This window comes from Methylobacterium sp. WL116, assembly GCF_008039455.1.
Lineage (GTDB): Bacteria > Pseudomonadota > Alphaproteobacteria > Rhizobiales > Beijerinckiaceae > Methylobacterium.
Genome location: NZ_VRUV01001032.1, coordinates 1 through 687 on the forward strand (window position 1 = coordinate 1; position 687 = coordinate 687).

Sequence of the window (687 nt, forward strand, 5' to 3'; positions counted from 1 at the left end):
GGGCCGGTGACCGGGTAGGCCGCCCACCCGCAGGCCCGCTTCCTCGGCACCCGCACCGGCGCGGAGCTGTCCGCGCTCTACGCGGCGAGCGACGTGTTCGTGTTCCCGAGCCTCACCGACACCTTCGGCATCGTGCTGCTCGAGGCGATGGCCTGCGGCCTGCCCGTGGCGGCCTACCCGGTCACCGGCCCCCTCGACGTGGTCGCCGGGACCGGGGCCGGGGTGCTCGACGCCGATCACCACCTTGCTGCCCGGCAGGTCGAGACTGAGGAAGGCGGCGACGTTCTTCTCGACCGCGACGCGGCCGACGAAGAGAAAGATCGGGCGCGGCAGCCCCGCGAGCGCAGGGGGAACCTCCGCGGAAGGATCGGCCGGGCGGAACAGGTCGGTGTCGACGCCCCGCGTCCAGCGCATCAGGTTGCGGAAGCCGCGGCCGGCGAGCTCGCGCTCGAGCGAGGCGGTGCTGACCATGGTGCCGCTGGCCGCCCGGTGAAAGCGCCGCAGCCTGGCGTAGCTCCACGCCTCGGGGATCGGCGCCCGGGCGGCGAGATATTCGGGAAACCGCGTGTGGTAGCTCGTGGTGAAGGGGCGGCCCTTCGCGCGGCAGAGCCGCCGCACCGCGTGGCCGATCGTGCCCTCGGTGGCGATGTGGACGTGGGTCGGCTCGATCCGCGCCCAGGCGGCGGC

Annotated in this window: 2 pseudogenes; one reads left to right on the plus strand and one right to left on the minus strand. The window is 74.2% G+C overall.

The window, feature by feature from the left end:
* Positions 1-66 precede the first annotated feature (66 nt).
* Positions 67-171, plus strand: a pseudogene (locus FV223_RS32285) (glycosyltransferase); the annotation flags it as partial.
* A gap of 60 nt (positions 172-231) precedes the next feature.
* On the opposite strand, the pseudogene FV223_RS29235 reads toward FV223_RS32285, so the two are convergent.
* Positions 232-687 (minus strand): annotated as a pseudogene (locus tag FV223_RS29235) (glycosyltransferase); the annotation flags it as partial.